The 16,840-nt window shown below is 69.2% G+C and carries 17 protein-coding genes; 14 read left to right on the top strand and 3 right to left on the bottom strand.

The features are described 5' to 3' along the window. Positions 1 to 12 precede the first annotated feature (12 nt). A complete protein-coding gene (locus AB4Z46_RS20830; RefSeq protein ID WP_442285441.1) occupies positions 13 to 543 on the bottom strand; it encodes a hypothetical protein in 531 nt (176 codons plus the stop codon). A 187-nt stretch (positions 544 to 730) separates the two neighbouring features. Here AB4Z46_RS20830 and AB4Z46_RS20825 point away from each other — a divergent pair, with 187 nt between their 5' ends. From AB4Z46_RS20825 to AB4Z46_RS20765, 13 genes are all read left to right on the top strand, one after another. Continuing rightward, positions 731 to 1,315, top strand: a complete 585-nt coding sequence (locus AB4Z46_RS20825; protein WP_442285440.1) for a DUF3305 domain-containing protein — start codon at positions 731 to 733, stop codon at positions 1,313 to 1,315. Then, a complete protein-coding gene (locus tag AB4Z46_RS20820) occupies positions 1,308 to 1,898 on the top strand; it encodes a DUF3306 domain-containing protein (RefSeq protein ID WP_442285439.1) in 591 nt (196 codons plus the stop codon). Before AB4Z46_RS20825 ends, AB4Z46_RS20820 begins: the two co-directional genes overlap by 8 nt. Then, a complete protein-coding gene (locus AB4Z46_RS20815; protein ID WP_442285497.1) occupies positions 1,858 to 3,939 on the top strand; it encodes a 4Fe-4S binding protein in 2,082 nt (693 codons plus the stop codon). Before AB4Z46_RS20820 ends, AB4Z46_RS20815 begins: the two co-directional genes overlap by 41 nt. A gap of 2 nt (positions 3,940 to 3,941) precedes the next feature. Further along, on the top strand, positions 3,942 to 4,559 hold the full coding sequence (locus AB4Z46_RS20810) for a TorD/DmsD family molecular chaperone (RefSeq protein WP_442285438.1): 618 nt from the start codon (positions 3,942 to 3,944) through the stop codon (positions 4,557 to 4,559). 103 nt (positions 4,560 to 4,662) lie between these two features. After that, entirely contained in the window at positions 4,663 to 4,890 is a 228-nt protein-coding gene (locus AB4Z46_RS20805; RefSeq protein WP_442285437.1) for a formate dehydrogenase, read from the top strand. Positions 4,891 to 4,905: 15 nt separating this feature from the next. Continuing rightward, positions 4,906 to 7,890, top strand: coding sequence for a formate dehydrogenase subunit alpha (locus tag AB4Z46_RS20800; protein WP_442285436.1), 2,985 nt, complete (start codon positions 4,906 to 4,908; stop codon positions 7,888 to 7,890). Between the two features lie 12 nt (positions 7,891 to 7,902). Then, the gene (fdh3B, locus tag AB4Z46_RS20795; RefSeq protein ID WP_442285435.1) at positions 7,903 to 8,523 is read left to right on the top strand and encodes a formate dehydrogenase FDH3 subunit beta; all 621 of its coding nucleotides are present in this window, start codon (positions 7,903 to 7,905) and stop codon (positions 8,521 to 8,523) included. Next, positions 8,520 to 8,771, top strand: coding sequence for a hypothetical protein (locus tag AB4Z46_RS20790; RefSeq protein ID WP_442285434.1), 252 nt, complete (start codon positions 8,520 to 8,522; stop codon positions 8,769 to 8,771). Before fdh3B ends, AB4Z46_RS20790 begins: the two co-directional genes overlap by 4 nt. A 12-nt stretch (positions 8,772 to 8,783) precedes the next feature. Then, the gene (locus AB4Z46_RS20785; RefSeq protein WP_442285433.1) at positions 8,784 to 10,019 is read left to right on the top strand and encodes a formate dehydrogenase subunit gamma; all 1,236 of its coding nucleotides are present in this window, start codon (positions 8,784 to 8,786) and stop codon (positions 10,017 to 10,019) included. Further along, positions 10,016 to 10,435 carry a hypothetical protein gene (locus tag AB4Z46_RS20780; protein ID WP_442285432.1) on the top strand — a complete coding sequence of 140 codons (420 nt, stop codon included), beginning with the start codon at positions 10,016 to 10,018 and terminating at the stop codon, positions 10,433 to 10,435. Before AB4Z46_RS20785 ends, AB4Z46_RS20780 begins: the two co-directional genes overlap by 4 nt. After that, entirely contained in the window at positions 10,432 to 11,292 is an 861-nt protein-coding gene (locus tag AB4Z46_RS20775; RefSeq protein ID WP_442285431.1) for a formate dehydrogenase accessory sulfurtransferase FdhD, read from the top strand. The genes AB4Z46_RS20780 and AB4Z46_RS20775 overlap by 4 nt, the downstream gene beginning before the upstream one ends. Before the next feature lie 314 nt (positions 11,293 to 11,606). Further along, positions 11,607 to 14,123: an ABC transporter permease gene (locus tag AB4Z46_RS20770; protein ID WP_442285430.1), complete on the top strand. Its 2,517-nt coding sequence runs from the start codon at positions 11,607 to 11,609 to the stop codon at positions 14,121 to 14,123. 11 nt (positions 14,124 to 14,134) lie between these two features. Then, positions 14,135 to 14,698: a GNAT family N-acetyltransferase gene (locus AB4Z46_RS20765; protein WP_442285429.1), complete on the top strand. Its 564-nt coding sequence runs from the start codon at positions 14,135 to 14,137 to the stop codon at positions 14,696 to 14,698. On the opposite strand, the gene AB4Z46_RS20760 is transcribed toward AB4Z46_RS20765, so the two are convergent. Further along, entirely contained in the window at positions 14,678 to 15,700 is a 1,023-nt protein-coding gene (locus AB4Z46_RS20760) for an isopenicillin N synthase family dioxygenase (RefSeq protein WP_442285428.1), read from the bottom strand. The two genes, AB4Z46_RS20765 and AB4Z46_RS20760, sit on opposite strands and share 21 nt — an antisense overlap. Positions 15,701 to 15,739: 39 nt before the next feature. Here AB4Z46_RS20760 and AB4Z46_RS20755 point away from each other — a divergent pair, with 39 nt between their 5' ends. Continuing rightward, a complete protein-coding gene (locus AB4Z46_RS20755) occupies positions 15,740 to 16,159 on the top strand; it encodes a group II truncated hemoglobin (RefSeq protein ID WP_442285427.1) in 420 nt (139 codons plus the stop codon). A gap of 12 nt (positions 16,160 to 16,171) precedes the next feature. Here the strand turns inward: AB4Z46_RS20755 and AB4Z46_RS20750 are convergent, their stop codons facing one another. Beyond that, positions 16,172 to 16,828, bottom strand: a complete 657-nt coding sequence (locus AB4Z46_RS20750; RefSeq protein WP_442285426.1) for a Smr/MutS family protein — start codon at positions 16,826 to 16,828, stop codon at positions 16,172 to 16,174. Between the last annotated feature and the right edge of the window lie 12 nt (positions 16,829 to 16,840).

The raw sequence follows: 16,840 nt of genomic DNA, 5'->3' as shown, positions 1-16,840 counted from the left end.
TGCGCGCCGGCCTCAGGCGTACTGCGCTTGCATCGACCGGCCGTGTGCCGGCATGGGCATCATGGGGGTCGCTGGCATCGCGGTGCGCTGGCTGCGTTCGGCGATCAGCCGGGCGGCCAACTGCGCGGCCATCTCGAGCTTCTTGAGGTCGCGTGCCTCCAGCGCCGGATCGGGAGTGAAGCTGTAGGAATAGAAGGTGCCGTAGATCGTGCCGTTGCCGAGCACGACCGGCGCGCTGAGGTAGCAGCCCGCGGGCACCTTGGCGCTGAGCACCTGCTTGCAGAAGGCGAGTTCGAGCGGCTCGGCCTGCTCGTCGATGAACTGCGCGCGCCCGGAGGGCTGCCGGCGGTGCGACACCTGCCGGCCTTCGACGAACTCGCAGGCGAAGGCGGCCTCCATGCCGTGCTGGTCGCGCAGCAGCTTGAGGACCTGGTGCACCGAGGGATCCAGCAGCGGGTCGCTCATGTCCGGCGTCGCCATCAGCAGTTCGGACACGGTCACCTCGACGGCTGCGAGTGCGAGATCGTGTTCGTAGTAGCTCATGGTGGGGTCTCCGGTGGAATGGCTTCATTGGAGCGCACAAACCCCCGGTTTTTAAAAAATGAGAACTAAGGTTTCCTTTTTCTGTGGACCTTTGTCACAGAAATGGGGCTCGATTTGCATCAAAACGTGACGCGGCCATACACGCGGCAGCCGCGGGGGCGCTCCGGCATCGGCTATCGTCGCCCCCATGACGAACCCTGAAACCTCTCCGGCCGCGCCCCGCCCGACGCTCGACGTCGCGGTGGTGATGCGGCGCGAACGGCTTCACGGACCGTCCAGCCACTGGCAGCCCTGGCGCTGGACGCTCGATGCGGTCGTGCCCGACGAGCCCGGCTTCGGCACCGGGCCCCGGCTGCTGCGCGACGACCAGGGCGAGCAGTCCTGGCTGCATCCCGGCTTCAAGGTCGAGCTGTTCCGCGACGAGGCCGAGGGCTATCACCTCAACGCGACCACGCCGGCACCCTGCTGGTTCGTGCTCTGGCGCATGGACGAGGCAGCGACCCTGGGCCCGGAGCCGATTCCCCGTCCGGTGGTCGTGACCCTGAGCTACTACGAGGCCGGGCGCTGGCTGGACGCGCAGGAAACCGTCGAGCAGGTGCCGGCCCCGCCCGAAGTGCTGGAATGGCTGCGCGACTTCGTGCAGGCGAACTACGTGGTCGAGCCCAAGAAGCGCAAGCGGCCGGAGAGCTTCCGGCCGCTGGTGGACCGCTTCGGCAACGCCGCGAGTGTGTCGACCGAGAAGAAGCGGGGCAGGGGGGCCGGCGATGTCTGACGGCTTCTTCGATCGTTGGTCGCGACGCAAGCAGCAGGTGCGCGCGGGCGAAGTGCCTCCCGAGCCGGTGGCCATGGCCGAAGACGAGGCGCGTGAACCCGCCGCGCCGCCCGGGCCGCCGCCTTCGGTCCCGCCGGCCGCGGAGGCCCCGCCGCCGCTCACGCTGGCCGATGTGCAGGCGCTGGACAGCGATTCGGACTTCAAGCCCTTCGTCGCCGAGGGCGTGGCGCCGGAAGTCAAGAACGCCGCCTTCAGGAAGCTCTTTGCCGATCCGCACTTCAACGTGATGGATGGGCTCGACACCTACATCGACGACTACGCCAAGCCCTCGCCCTTGCCCGACAGCGTGCTGCGCCAGATGGCGAGCGCCAAGTTCCTGAAGCTCTTCGAGGAAGAGCCCGAAGAAACTCCCGGAAACGATGGATTGCCCGACGTGGCACAGTCCGATCCGGGAGACCCCCCCAGCCCGCCGGTTGCCGTTGCGCAACCAGCCAGCCAACCGACCGATGACCACCACGCTGATCTGCGACTGCAACCAGACGATGCCCCTCGAGCCGAAGACGCTCGGGACGGCACTGGCTGAAACCCTGCCCCTCCATTCCTCCCTGTGCCGCCGCGAAGCGGCGTCCTTCCAGCGCGCCATCCAGTCCGGCGACGAGGTGGTGCTCGCCTGCACGCAGGAGAAGCGCCTCTTCGGCGAGCTGGCCGGGCAGACGCCCGATGCCACCTCGCCGATCCGTTTCGTCAACATCCGGGAGACCGGCGGCTGGAGCCGCGACGCGCGGACCGCGATGCCGAAGATCGCCGCGCTGCTGGCCGCCGCCAGCCTGCCCGAGCCGGACCCGGTCGCGACCGTCGGCTACGCGAGCCAGGGCCGGCTGCTGATCATCGGCGCGCTCGACGAAGCCGAGAAGGCTGCGGCGCTGGTCGGCGACAGCCTCGAGGTCACGATCCTGTCCCAGGGGCCGGGCATGCTCGGCGGCGCCCAGGAGCGGCGCTGGCCGGTGCTCGCCGGCCGGCTCGAGTCGCTGGCCGGCTGGCTCGGCGCCTTCCAGCTGCAATGGACGCGCGACAACCCGATCGATCTCGACCTGTGCACCCGCTGCAATGCCTGCGTGGCGGCGTGCCCCGAACAGGCCATCGGGCTGGACTACCAGATCGACCTGGGCAAGTGCACGTCGCACCGCGATTGCGAGCGCGCCTGCAGCGTGGCCGGCGCGATCCGCTTCGATCGTGCGCCGCAGCGCCTGGACGGCGCCTTCGACCTGGTGCTCGACCTCGGCGCCTTGCCGGTCATCGACTGGCACGCGCCRCCGCAGGGCTACTTCCATCTGCCCGGCGGCCTGGCGCATGCGCGCGGCCTGCAGACGCTGCTGCGCCTGCGCGAACTGGTCGGCGAGTTCGAGAAGCCGAAGTTCTTCGACTACAAGCAGAAGCTCTGCGCCCACAGCCGCAACGAGGTCGTCGGCTGCAACGCCTGCATCGAGGTCTGCTCGGCGCACGCGGTCACGAGCGACAAGGAGCGCCAGCGCATCGTCGTCAATCCGAACCTCTGCGTCGGCTGCGGCGCCTGCACCACCGTGTGCCCGACCGGCGCACTGGGCTACACCTATCCGCGCGCACCGCACCAGGGCCTGAAGCTGCGCACGCTGCTCGCCACCTACGCGGGCGCGGGCGGCCGCGATGCCGCGCTGCTGCTGCACAGCCAGGAAGACGGCCAGGCCCTGGTCGAGCAACTGGGCCGCCAGGCCCAGCTCGGCCGCGCCCACGGCGTGCCGGCGAACGTGATTCCGGTCGGGCTCTTCCATGCGGCGAGCACCGGCATCGATCTGTGGCTGGCCGCCGTGGCCTTCGGCGCCTCGCAGGTGCTGGTGCTGGCGACCGGCGAGGAGGCGCCGACCTACCTGGCCGCGCTCGGGAAGCAGATGGACATCGCGCAATCGCTGCTTCGCGGGCTGGGCTACATGGGCACGCATTTCCGGCTGATCGAGGCCGCGACGCCCGAGGTGCTCGATGCCGCGCTCGCGGGCCTGGGCGCGAGCCGCCAACAGCGGCCGGCGAAGCCGGCCCGCTTCGCGGTCGGCGCCGAGAAGCGCAGCACGCTCGAGCTGGCGCTCGACCACCTGATGGAAGAATCGCCGGCGCTGCGCAGCCCGGCCACCGACGCGCCGCTCGCGATTGCGCTGCCCGCGGGGGCGCCCTTCGGCGGCATCGCGGTGAACAAGGACGCCTGCACCCTGTGCCTGGCCTGCGTCAGCGCCTGCCCGGCCAGCGCGCTGCAGGACAACCCGAACGCACCGCAACTGCGCTTCATCGAGAAGAACTGCGTGCAATGCGGCCTGTGCGAGACCACCTGCCCCGAGAACGCGATCTCGCTCGTGCCGCGGCTGCTTGCGGCGCCGGAACGCAAGCAGCCGGTGGTGCTGAACGAGGCCAGGCCCTGGGTCTGCATCCGCTGCAGCAAGCCCTTCGGTACCGAGAAGGCGATCGAGGCCATGCTCGGCAAGCTGGCCGGTCATGCGATGTTCCAGGGCGAGGCGCTGGAACGCCTCAAGATGTGCAGCGACTGCCGCGTCATCGACCTCTACAGCGCGCAGAACGAAATGAAGATCACGCCGCTATGAACATGAACGAGCGAATTCCCGTCACTTCCGCGCTCGACGAAGAGGTCGCGCGTGCCGAACTCTACGGCCTGCTGGCCCGCCTCTGGTACGCCGCGCCCGACGCTGAACTGCTCGAGGCCTTCCAGGTGGCGCCGACCGAGGCGCCTGCCGCCGGCGCCTTCCTGGAGGAACCGTGGCGCCAGCTGGTCGGCATGGCGCGAGGCACCGGCCTGGCCGAAGCGCGCGCCGAATACGACGCCCTGTTCGGCGGCATCGGCAAGCCCGAGGTCTACCTGTTCGGCTCGCACTACCTGAGCGGCTTCCTGAACGACAAGCCACTGGCCCAGTTGCGCAACGACCTCGACCGCCTCGGCCTGGCGCGTGAGGAATCGGTGTCCGAGTCCGAGGACCACGTCGCCTGCCTGTTCGAGGTCATGCGGTACCTGATCGCGGGCGACGATGTGGAAGTTGCCAATTTAACGCAACAAAAAGTATTCTTTTCTACTCATTTGCAAGCTTGGCTGCCCGCGATGTGCGAGGCGGTCTCGGTGCATCCCCGGGCCCGCTTCTATGCCGCGCTGGCCGGTCTTACCCGCGCCTTTTCGGAAGTGGAGAGCCAGGGCTTCGACATGTCGCACTGAGACCGAGGGATATTTCCGATCCCGGTCCTCTGGGTCTGAACTAGTATTCAAAGATATGTAACTGGTTTCATATCTCGTTCAGTCAGCCACTCCTGGAGACGTCATGCAGGACAGCCAATCTGCCGGCCCCCGACCGGCCTCCCGCCGGGGATTCTTTTTCGGCGCCGCCACTGTCGGCGCAGCCGCAGCCGCCGTCACCGTGCTGCCCAAGGTCGTCGAGGCGCCTGGCGCCGCGACCGCTGCTTCCGCGCTCCCGCCCGCCCCCGAGAAGGGTGGCGGCTATTCGCTGAGCGAGCACGTCAAGCGCTACTACAAGACCGCGTCTGCCTGAGCACGAAAGCCCACGATGCTATTGACCAAGAAAGCGCCCGCCGCCGCGCGTGACGGCACCGACGCCCGTTCCTCCTCCTCGCCTTTCGTCCACAGCCTGAGGCGCGGCCTGTCGAACGCGCTGCCGACGATGGACCGGCGCGCCTTCCTGCGCCGCTCCGGCCTCGGCGTGGGCGTCGGCCTCGCGGCCGGCCAGCTCTCGCTGATCAAGAAGGCCGACGCCATGCAGGGCCAGGCGACCGCCATCGGCGCCGGCAAGATCGAAGTCCGGCGAACCGTCTGTTCCCACTGCTCGGTCGGCTGCGCCTCCGATGCCGTGGTCGAGAACGGCGTCTGGGTGCGGCAGGAGCCGGTGTTCGACTCGCCGATCAACCTCGGCGCGCACTGCGCCAAGGGCGCGGCGCTGCGCGAGCACGGCCACGGCGAGTACCGGCTGCGCTACCCGATGAAGCTGGTCAACGGCAAGTACGAGCGGATCAGCTGGGACACGGCCCTGACCGAGATCACGGCCAGGCTGGTGGAGCTGCGCAAGGCCAGCGGACCCGATTCGATCTACTGGATCGGCTCCAGCAAGCACAGCAACGAGCAAGCCTACCTGATGCGCAAGTTCGTGAGCTTCTTCGGCAGCAACAACTGCGACCACCAGGCGCGCATCTGCCACTCGACCACGGTCGCGGGCGTGGCGAACACATGGGGCTACGGCGCCATGACGAATTCGTACAACGACATGCGCAACGCCAAGGTCGCGATGTACATCGGCTCGAACGCGGCCGAGGCGCATCCGGTGAGCATGCTGCACATGCTGCATGCGAAGGAGAACGGCTGCAAGATGATCGTGGTCGACCCGCGATTCACCCGCACCGCCGCCAAGGCCGACGAATACGTGCGCATTCGCTCGGGTTCCGACATCCCCTTCCTCTTCGGCCTGCTCTATCACATCTTCAAGAACGGCTGGGAAGACAAGAAGTACCTCAACGACCGCGTCTTCGGCATGGAAGACGTGCGCGCCGAGGTGATGGCCAAGTGGACGCCCGACAAGGTCGAGGAGGCCTGCGGAGTGAAGGAGGCGCAGGTCCTGAAGGTCGCGACCTGGCTCAACGAGAACCGGCCCGGCACCATCGTCTGGTGCATGGGCCAGACCCAGCACACGATCGGCAACGCGATCGTGCGCGCCTCGTGCATCCTGCAGCTGGCGCTGGGCAACGTCGGCACCTCGGGCGGCGGCACCAACATCTTCCGCGGTCACGACAACGTGCAGGGGGCCACCGACGTCGGCCCGAACCCCGACTCGCTGCCGGGCTACTACGGGCTGCTCGAAGGCTCCTGGAGGCACTTCGCAGCAACCTGGGGCGTCGATTTCGACTGGATCAAGGGCCGCTTCGCCTCGCCCGCGATGATGACCAAGCCCGGCATCACGGTGTCGCGCTGGATCGACGGCGTGCTCGAGAAGAACGAGCTGATCGACCAGGACTCGAACCTGCGCGGCGTCTTCTACTGGGGCCATGCGCCGAACTCCCAGACCCGCGGGCTCGAGATGAAGCGGGCCATGGACAAGCTCGACCTGCTGGTGGTGGTCGATCCGTATCCGTCGGCGACCGCGGCGATGGCCGCGATGCCGGGCCGGCCGGAAGACCAGAACCCCAACCGCGCGGTCTACCTGCTGCCGGCCTGCACCCAGTTCGAGACCAGCGGCTCCGTCACGGCGTCGAACCGCTCGCTCCAGTGGCGCGAGAAGGTCATCGAACCGCTCTGGGAGAGCCGCAGCGACCACATGATCATGCAGCAGTTCGCCGACCGGCTCGGTTTCGGCAAGGAGCTCAGCAAGAACTACAAGATGCAGAAGGTCAAGGGCATGGACGAGCCCGTGCCCGACGACATCCTGCGCGAGATCAACAAGTGCTGCTGGGCCGTCGGCTACACCGGGCAGAGCCCCGAGCGCCTGCAGGCCCACATGCGCAACATGGCCGCCTTCGACGTCCGTACGCTGCGGGCCAAGGGCTCGGTCAAGGACAAGGTCAACGGCTACGACATCGCGGGCGACTACTTCGGCCTGCCGTGGCCCTGCTACGGCACGCCCGAACTCAAGCACCCGGGCTCGCCGAACCTGTACGACACCTCGAAGCACGTGATGGACGGCGGCGGCAACTTCCGCGCCAATTTCGGCGTCGAGCGCAACGGCAAGAACCTGCTGGCCGAGGACGGATCGCATTCGCTGGGCGCGGCGATCACCACGGGCTACCCCGAGCTCGACCACCTGCTGCTCAAGAAGCTGGGCTGGTGGGACGAACTCACCGAGGTCGAGAAGACCAAGGCCGAGGGCAAGAACTGGAAGACCGACAGTTCGGGCGGCATGATCCGCGTGTTCATGAAGAACCACGGCTGCCATCCCTTCGGCAATGCCAAGGCGCGCGCCGTGGTGTGGAACTTCCCGGATGCGATCCCGCAGCACCGCGAGCCGCTGTACGGCAATCGGCCCGACCTGATGGTGAAGTACCCGACACACGACGACAAGATGGCGTTCTGGCGTCTGCCCACGCTCTACAAGACGATCCAGCAGAAGAACATCGCCGACAAGGTCGCCGAGAAGTTCCCCTATGTGATGACCTCCGGCCGCCTGGTCGAGTACGAGGGCGGCGGCGAGGAGACCCGCTCCAACCCCTGGCTGGCCGAACTGCAGCAGCAGATGTTCATCGAGATCAATCCGAAGGTGGCCGCCGAGAAGGGCATCCGCAACGGCGAGCGGGCCTGGGTCCACACGCCGACGGGCGCCCGGCTCAACGTCCAGGCCCTGGTGACCGAGCGGGTCGGACCCGACACGGTGTTCATGCCCTTCCACTTCTCGGGCCACTGGCAGGGCCAGGACATGCTTGCCTACTACCCGGCGGGCGCGCACCCGATCGTGCGCGGCGAGGCGATCAACACCGCCACCACCTATGGCTACGACAGCGTCACCATGATGCAAGAGACCAAGACGACGATCTGCAACGTCGAGAAGGCATAACGAGGAATCCCCATGGCAAGAATGAAGTTCGTCTGCGATTCCGAGCGCTGCATCGAGTGCAACGGCTGCGTCACGGCCTGCAAGAACGAGAACGAGGTGCCGTGGGGCGTGAACCGCCGCCGCGTGGTCACGCTCAATGACGGCGTGCCGGGCGAGAGGTCGATCTCGGTGGCCTGCATGCATTGTTCCGATGCGCCCTGCATGGCGGTGTGTCCGGTGCAGTGCTTCTACCGCACCGATGAGGGCGTGGTGCTGCACGACAAGGACGTCTGCATCGGCTGCGGCTACTGCTCCTACGCCTGCCCCTTCGGCGCACCGCAGTTCCCGGCCCAGGGCACCTTCGGTGCCCGCGGCAAGATGGACAAGTGCACCTTCTGCGCCGGCGGCCCCGAGGCCAACGGCTCGGAGGCCGAGTTCGAGAAGTACGGCCGCAACCGCCTGGCCGAAGGGAAGCTTCCGGCCTGCGCCGAGATGTGCTCGACCAAGGCCCTGCTGGCCGGCGACGGCGACGTCGTGGCCGACATCTTCCGCACCCGCGTGGTGGCACGCGGCAAGGGCGCCGAGGTCTGGGGCTGGGGCACCGCCTACGGCTCGCAGCAGGCCGGCACGCCGAACAACGGAGGCACGAAATGAAGCGCGTCTGGACCTCCGCGGCGCTGCTCGCCGCCGCGCTGCTGCTGGGCGCCTGCTCCGAAAAACCGCAGACCAATGCGCATGGCGTCCGGCTGGACGCCGCGCCCTGGACCGGCACCGGCGCGCAGGCCAACACCGGCACCGCCTTCACCGCGCCGGGCTGGCAGGTGGGTGACCGTGCTTCCTGGCAGGAGCACCTGAAGCAACGCGCGCTCAACGGCCAGAACGAATACACGCGGATCAACTGAAGCGGAGGCCGCATGAGACAAGTTCTTCACGCCCTCGTCTTCGCTGCCGTGTTCGGCGGCGGCGCCGTGGCGATGGCCCAGGGCGCCAATCCGGTGGCGGCCGGCGCGGTCGCCGAGGCGCCGGCCACGGCGAGCCCGGCGCCGGCTGCTGCTGTCGCTGCGCCGGCCACGGGCGGCATCCGCAGCCAGAACATCTTCGAGGTCAAGCCCGAGGCCAGCGCCGACCCGAACTACCTGAACCAGACCAACGGCGAGCGCCAGCGCGTGCAGCCGGGCAACAACGCGCCGATGTGGCGACAGGTGAGCGGCGGCCTGACCGGCTTCAGCAGCCTGCCGGCCAGCGAGGCGCCCGAGGCGGGCAACCTGATCCAGGGCTTCGTCAAGTACCCGGGTTCGCTCTACACCAACGCCGGCGAAGCCTGGCGCCAGGTGCGCAACAACTGGATCATTCCGTACGGCGCCGCGCTGCTCTTCGTGACGCTGCTGGCGCTGGCGATCTTCTATTTCACGCGTGGGCCGATCGGCCTGCACGGACAGGAGACCGGCCGCAAGATCGAGCGCTTCACGCCCTTCGAACGCGCCACGCACTGGTCCAACGCGATCGCCTTCGTGGTGCTGGCCATCTCCGGCATCGTGATGGCCTTCGGCAAGTTCTTCCTGCTGCCGGTGCTGGGCGGCTCGCTGTTCGGCTATCTGACCTACGCGCTGAAGACCGTGCACAACTTCGTCGGGCCGCTGTTCGTGGTGACGATGCTGTTCATGGTCTTCACCTTCATCCGCAGCAACTGGCCGCGCAAGAACGACCTCGACTGGATCAGGAAAGGCGGCGGCCTGTTCGGCGGCGAGGAACCGCCCTCGGACCGCTTCAACGCCGGCGAGAAAGTGGTGTTCTGGGGCGGCGTGCTGTTCCTCGGCAGCATCGTGATCGGCTCCGGCCTGTTCCTCGACAAGCTGTTGCCCGGCTTCGTCTACACGCGCGGCCAGATGCAGATCGCGCACATGATCCATGCGGTCGCGACGCTGTGCATGATGGCGCTGATCATGGGCCACATCTACATCGGCACGCTGGGCATGAAGGGCGCGTACAAGGCGATGCGCACCGGCTATGTCGACGAGACCTGGGCCAGGGAGCACCATGCGCTCTGGTACAACGACATCGCCGCCGGCAAGATTCCGGCCGAGCGCAGCGCCGAGGCGCGTGCCGCCGCGCCGGCATCCGGCATCCGGATCGAAGGAAGTCCCTCATGAAGAAGCTGCTGACCCATTGCGCCCTGGCCGTCGGCCTGGTGACCGGCCTGGCCGCTGCGCCGGCCGCTTTCGCCAAGCTGCCCGCCCCGACCCCGACGCCGGAAGCCAAGGCCAAGGCGGCCGAAACCGCGGCCAAGACCGCCTGGAGCGCCAAGGTCGACACCTTCCAGCTGTGCCAGGCGCAGACCCGCGTCGCGACCCGCTACCGCGAGGAGGCGACCGCGGCCGGCCGGCAGCTCGCGCCGGCCACGCCGACGCCGCCTTGCACCGACCCCGGTCCGTTCGCCTTCGCCCCGCCGGCGGAGGAGGCCAAGCCGATCGAAGCCTCGGGCGCGCACTCGCCGGCGACCACCGCGGCCTCGCCGCCGAGCTCGAACCAGACCTCGGCCGAGACCAATCCCGCACCCAAGAAGTGACGCTGCCGCGGCTGACCCAGGCCCGGGCACCGCTCACGCGCGAGGTCGAGGTCGTCGACGAGCATGGCGAGTCGGGCCGGGTCTCGATCCCCGCCGAACGCGACCTCACGATCTACGTCGACCGCCGCGAGCTGGTCACGCTGATGACCCTGGGCGCGCAGCCCGAATTGCTGGTGCTGGGCTATCTGCTGAACCAGCGGCTGATCGAATCGGCGGCGGACGTCGAATCGATCACGGTCGACTGGGACGTCGGCGCCGCGGCCGTCCGGACGCACGCAGGCATCGATCGCATCGAGGAGCGCACCGCGAAGAAGGTGGTGACCACCGGCTGCGGCCAGGGCAGCGTGTTCGGCGAACTGATGGCCGGCATCGATCGCCTGCAATTGCCCGGCACCCGCATGACGCAGGCGCAGCTCTATGCGCTGGTCAACGCGATCCGGCTCCAGGAGAGCACCTACAAGTCGGCCGGCTCGGTGCATGGCTGCGCGCTGTTCACGCTCGAGGCCGACGAGCAGGTCCGCATGCAGTGCTTCGTCGAGGACGTGGGCCGCCACAACGCGATCGACACCATCGCCGGCTGGATCGCGATGCAGTCGCCGTCGCAGCTCGGCGGTGCGCGGGTGTTCTACACCACCGGGCGCCTGACCAGCGAGATGGTGATCAAGTCGGCCCAGATGGGCGTGGCGATCGTCGTTTCGCGCAGCGGCATCACGCAGATGGGGCACGAGGTCGCGGTGCGGGTCGGGCTGTGCGCGATCGGGCGGGCGACGAACCGTCGCTTTCTCTGCTTCGCCGGGGCCGAGCGGCTGGTGCTGCAGCCGGAACTGGCCGGCGCCAAGGTCGCAGGCACGGTCTAGGGCGTGTTCACCCTATTTCCAGGGTCGCGAAGGCATGCCAAGGCGGGCCAATCAAGGCGCGCGACGCCGCATGTGCGTTGGCACATGCAAGGAGTGCAACGCGGAGTGGCACGCCTTGGCATGCCTTCCCTTCGGGTTGCCCGGCCAAGGGGCCGTCTGCGGCGTTGCCCGCGCTTGCAAGGCGAAAGCCTTGCTGCGCACGCGCGCCTTGCATCCAGCCCCTGGGCCGCGCAACGCGATCCCTGGAAATAGGGTGAACACGCCCTAAATCCTTCGATTTCGCGGGCACCGGCGGCTCGGCTATCGTCGGGCCCATGAAAGCTTTTCTTCGCCTCGGCTGGCGCACGCTCTGGCGCGATCTTCGCGCCGGCGAACTCCGTCTCCTGATCGTCGCCGTGTTGCTGGCGGTGGCCGCGCTGACCGCGGTCGGCTTCTTCGCCGACCGGCTCAAGGGCGGACTGCAGCGCGATGCGCGCCAGTTGCTGGGCGGCGACGCGGTGCTGGCCAGCGACAACCCGACGCCGCCGGCCTTCGTCGAGCGCGCGCGGGCCCTGGGCCTGCAGGGCGCCAGCACCTACGGCTTCCCGACCATGGCCCGTGCCAGCGAGGCGCAAGGCGGCGCCACCAAGCTGGTGGCGCTCAAGGCCGTCGCGGCCGGCTACCCGCTGCGCGGCAGCGTGCAGGTGGCGCTCGGCGCCGAAGGCCCCGGCCAGGCGACGCGCGAGGTGCCGGCGCCCGGCGAGGCCTGGGTCGACGGGCCGCTGCTGGATTCGCTTGCGCTCAAGGTCGGCGACACCCTGCTGCTGGGCGACGCCGGCCTGCGCATCGCGCGCGTGATCACGCTGGAGCCCGACCGCGGCGCCGGCTTCATGAGCTTCGCCCCGCGCGTGATGCTGAACCAGGCCGACATCGCCCGCACCGGGCTCGTGCAGCCGGCCAGCCGCGTGAGCTACCGCTTCGCCGTGGCGGGGGAGGCCGCCGCGGTGAAGCGCTTCAGCGACGCCGTCGATGCGGCGATCAAGAAGGGCGAGCTGCGCGGCGCCCGGCTCGAGTCCTTCGAGAGCGGCCGCCCCGAGATGCGCCAGACAATGGACCGGGCCGAGAAATTCCTGAACCTGGTGGCGCTGCTGGCGGCGCTGCTGTCGGCCGTGGCCGTGGCCCTGGCGGCGCGCGGCTTCGCGGCCAGCCACCTCGACGACTGCGCGATGCTGCGCGTGCTGGGACAGAGCCAGCGCACCATCGCGGCCGCCTACGCCTTCGAGTTCGCCGCGATCGGCCTGCTCGCCAGCGCGATCGGCGTGGCGATCGGCTATGGCGTGCACTACGTCTTCGTGCTGCTCTTGGCCGGCCTGGTCGAGAGTGCGCTGCCGGCGCCGACCCTTTGGCCGGTCGCCTTCGGTCTGGGCGTCGGGCTCACGCTGCTGTTCGCCTTCGGACTGCCGCCGGTGCTGCAGCTGGCCCGGGTGCCGCCCTTGCGCGTGATCCGGCGCGACGTCGGCAACCTGAAGCCGGCCTCGATCGCGGTGCTCGGACTCGGCGTGGCCGGCTTCGCGGCGCTGCTGGTCGCGGCCAGCAGCGACCTCAAGCTCGGGCTGATCGCGGTCGGCGGTTTCGCCGCGGCGGTGGCCGTGTTTGCGCTCCTGAGTTGGCTGGCGGTGTGGGTGCTGCGCCGCAGCGTCAACGAGACCACCGCGCCGCGCTGGCTGGTGCTGGCGACGCGGCAGATCTCGGCGCGGCCCGCCTATGCGGTGGTCCAGGTCAGCGCGCTGGCGGTCGGCCTGCTGGCGTTGATCCTGCTGGTGCTGCTGCGCACCGACCTGGTGGCGAGCTGGCGCAAGGCCACGCCGCCCGATGCGCCGAACCGCTTCGTGATCAACGTGATGCCCGACCAGAGCGAGGCCTTCCAGAGGAGCCTGCGCGCGGGCGGGGTGCAGAAGTTCGACTGGTACCCGATGATCCGCGGCCGGCTGGTGGCGATCAACGACAAGCCGGTCTCGCCCGACGACTACAGCGAGGACCGCGCCAAGCGGCTGGTCGACCGCGAGTTCAACCTCAGCAACAGCGCCAAGGCACCGCCGCACAACCAGATCACCGCGGGCGCCTGGAAACCCGACGCGGCGGGCGAACTGAGCGTCGAAGAGGGGCTGGCCGAAACGCTGGGACTGAAGCTCGGGGACAGCCTGCGCTTCGACATCGGCGGCCAGCAGAACGAGGCCCGCATCACCTCGCTGCGCAAGGTCGACTGGGGCTCGATGCACGCCAACTTCTTCGTCATGTACACGGTCGCGGCGCTGGCCGACGTGCCCGTCACCTACATGGGCGCCTTCCGCGCGCCCGAGGTGAAGGGTTTCGACAACGCGCTGGTGCGCAGCTACCCGAACGTCACCAACGTCGACATGAGCGCCACCATCGGACAGGTGCAGCGCGTGCTCGACCAGGTGATCCGGGCGGTGGAGTTCCTGTTCGGCTTCACGCTGGCGGCCGGGCTGGTGGTGCTGTTCGCGGCCGTGACCGCGACGCGCGAGGAGCGGGCGCGCGAGTTCGCGGTGATGCGCGCCGTGGGCGCGCGGGCCAGCCTGCTGCGGCAGGTGCAGCGCGCCGAACTCGTGGGCGTGGGGCTGCTCGCCGGCTTCCTGGCCAGCATCGTTGCTTCCGTGATCGGCTGGGCGCTGGCGCGCTTCGTGTTCGACTTCACCTGGACCGCCTCGCCGCTGGTGCCGATCGCGGGCGCGCTCGCGGGCGCCGTGCTGGCGCTCGCGGCCGGCTGGTGGGGATTGCGCGAGGTGCTGCGGCGGCCGGTGGTGGCGACGCTGCGGCAGGCGGCGGAATAGGGCATCCCGAGATGGCGGAATGCATCGAGTTCGACACCGAGCGGCTTCGCCTGCGGCAGTGGCGGGCGGCCGACCGAGAAGCCTTCGCGGCACTCAATGCGGACCCGCGGGTGATGCGGTACTTTCCCGCGCGGCTCTCGCGCGAGGAAAGCGACGCGATGGCCGAGCGCTGCGCCGAGGGCATCGCACAATGGGGCTGGGGCTTCTGGGCGGCCGAAGAACGCGCCAGCGGGGCGCTGGCCGGCTTCGTCGGCCTCAACGTGCCGAGGCCGGACCTGCCGTTCTCGCCCTGCGTCGAGATCGGCTGGCGGCTCGCGCATGCCTTCTGGGGCCGGGGCTATGCGAGCGAGGCGGCGCGCGCGGCGCTGCGCGTCGGTTTCGAGCGCCTCGACCTGCCCGAGATCGTGGCCTTCACGGCGGTGCCGAACCTGCCCTCGGAGGCGGTCATGCAACGGCTCGGCATGCGGGCCGACGGTGTCTTCGAACACCCGGCGCTGCCGGTCGGCCATGCGCTGCGTCCGCACAAGCTGTACAGGCTGCAGCGCGCCGCCTGGCTACAGGACCTCGTCGCCTAGCTGGGGAAAGACCTTCGACACCTTGGCGAGCAGGTAGTCGCCATAGCGGCCGTTGAAGGCGTGCACGTTGGCGCGGTCCCAGCGCTGGGCGCTGTCGTCCGCGGCCGCGGCACCCGCCAGGCCCTCGATGCGCCGGACCCGGGCCTCGAAGTTCGGGTCGAAGAAGAGCGGGAACGACAGCCGGTCGCGGCCCGAGGTGTTGCGCGTCACGCGGTGGGGGGTCGACTTGTAAAGGCCCCCCGTCATGCGGTCGAGCATGTCGCCGATGTTGCAGACGAAGGACTGCGCGACCGGCGGCGCCTCGATCCAGCCGTCCGGCGTGCGCACCTGCAGTCCGCCCACCGTGTCCTGGCGCAGGATCGTCAGCAACCCGTAGTCGGTGTGCTCGCCGACGCCCCACTGCACGTCCATGCCCTCGGGCACCGCCTGGGTCGGGTAGTTGAAGATGCGAAACAGGATCAGGGGGTCGGCCGTGTAGCGTTCGGCGAAGTAGCCGGCGGGCAGGCCCAGGCTCAGCGCGATGCCTTCCATCAGCCGGTGCCCGAGCTGCGTGACCGCATCGATGTAGGCCAGCACGGTGTCGCGCAAGCCCTCGGTGTCCGGGAACAGGTTGGGGCCGTGCACCGGCGTGCCGGCGCGCACCTGCGGATGGTCGGCGGCCAGCTCGGTGCCCAGGTAGAGGCCTTCCTTCCAGTCGGGCCGGCCCGAGGTCAGTTCGCCGGCGAGCGGGAAGTAGCCGCGCCAGGCGCGGCCGCCGAGGGCCATGCGCCAGCGCATCTTGGTCGGCTCGTCCTGCGCGAAGAAGCGGCGGCTCAGGTCCTCGAGCCGCTGCGCGAGGGATTCGTCGACGCCGTGGCCCGTGACGTAGAAGAAGCCGTGGGCCCGGCAGGCGGCGCCGATCTGCGCGGCCACCTGTTCGCGCCTGGCGCCACCGGCGACCAGGGCCGAGACGTTGATCACGGGCAACTTTTCGCTGCTGGAGGAGGGGGATGAATCGGCCATGGCTGCGATGGTGCCTCAAGTCTTGGGACAATGGAGCCCATGCAAATCCAGGACAAACCGCCTTTCGACACCCCGTTCGAATGGATCGGCGGAGAACCCGCGGTCCACGCGCTGGTCGAACGCTTCTACGACCTCATGGACCTCGAGCCGGCCTACGCGCAGTTGCGCGCGGTGCACGGCAGCTCGCTCGACAACGCCCGCCAGCGCCTGTTCTGGTTCCTCTGCGGCTGGCTCGGCGGCCCGCAGCACTACACCGACCGCTTCGGCCATCCGATGCTGCGCGCGCGCCACCTGCCTCAGAGCATCGGCGGCCACACGATCGGCATCCGCGAGCGCGACGAGTGGCTGGCCTGCATGGACCAGGCGATGGGAGAGACCGGGGTGCCGGAGGATCTGCGCGAGCGCCTGCGCGGGTCGTTCTTCCAGACTGCCGACTGGATGCGGAACAAAGGCGGATAGTCCGCCCCCGCATCAGCGCCGCGACGGCGCCAGCAGCACCACCAGCGCCCCGCCGCCGCCTTCGGATGGCTTGGCTTGGACGAAGGCCAGCGTCTCGTTCTTCTGGATCAGCCAGCGCTGCACCTTGGCCTTGAGAACGGGTTGCTTGCCCGGCGAGCCCAGGCCCTTGCCGTGCACCACGCGCACGCAGCGCACGCCCTGCTTCCAGGCCTCGCGGATGAAGCCGCCGAGCGCCTCGCGGGCCTCGTCGCTGCGCATGCCGTGGAGGTCGATCTCGCGCTGGATCGACCATTCGCCGGCGCGCAGCTTGCGCGTGACGTCGGTGCGGATGCCGGGCCGTCGGAAGCTCATCGCATCGTCGGCGTCGAGCAGGGTGCTGACGTCGAACTCGTCGGACAACGACTCGCGCAGCACGCGTTGATCGTCCAGCTGCTGCTGGATCGGGATCGGCGCTGGCGGCTCCGGCGCCAGGGGCACCGTGGCGCTCTTGCGCAGCGGCTGGGTCGCACCGATGGCGCGCGCGAACAGGTCCTGTTCGGCCAGCCGCTGTGTCCGCGCGGCGGCCTGCGCGGCCGCTTCGACGGCCTCGCGCTCGCGCTGCTCGGCGAGCGCGCGCTGCACCTTCTTGAGGTCGGCGAGGCTCTTGAGGCTGCTGGGTTTGGCGGGCATGGGTAGTCGGCA

This window comes from Variovorax sp. M-6 (genome assembly GCF_052114385.1).
In the GTDB taxonomy this organism is placed as follows: Bacteria; Pseudomonadota; Gammaproteobacteria; order Burkholderiales; family Burkholderiaceae_C; genus Variovorax.
Note: the sequence above shows the minus strand (reverse complement) of the source record. Positions and strands in the feature narration are given on the sequence as shown.